Source organism: Flavobacterium sp. FG68, from assembly GCF_057808895.1.
Window position 1 is genome coordinate 1 of sequence record NZ_JBMDIY010000080.1, and the last position, 492, is coordinate 492.

Genomic DNA, 492 nt, shown 5'->3' on the forward strand with positions numbered 1-492 from the left:
TAAAAGTGGCGAATGGTGTTCCGCTTACAACTCCCGTTGCTGTGCGGTCAGCTCCTCCGTTTTCTTTATAAACAACTGTGTATGGACCTGTTCCTGCTGTGGCAGTAAATGTCAATTGTCCAGAGCCTGTTGCACAAAATGGGCTATTGGCACTCAAACTTCCCTGAGGTAATGGATTAACCGTTATTGTAGCTGAACTTCCTGTAAAACCAGAATTTCTCACACAAGTATTTGATCCGGTTACTGAAACTAATGTATAAGTTGTTGTTGCATTAACTGGCGTTGTAAAAGTGGCGAACGGTGTTCCGCTCACAACTCCCGCTGCAGTTTGGTCAGCCCCTCCGTTTTCTTTGTAAACAATTGTATATGGACCAGTTCCTGCTGTGGCAGTAAAAGTTAACTGCCCCGAACCTGTTAAACAAAATGGACCATTTGCTGTTAAACTTCCCTGTGGTAATGGATTTACTGTTATTGTAGTTGAACCTGCTGTAA

Annotated in this window: 1 protein-coding gene; it reads right to left on the reverse strand. The window is 43.3% G+C overall.

Annotation, left to right across the window (positions count from 1 at the left end; translation table 11 throughout):
* Positions 1 to 492, reverse strand: a 492-nt coding sequence (locus ACODSB_RS23990) for a hypothetical protein (RefSeq protein WP_488938890.1), incomplete at both ends; no start/stop codon positions are given.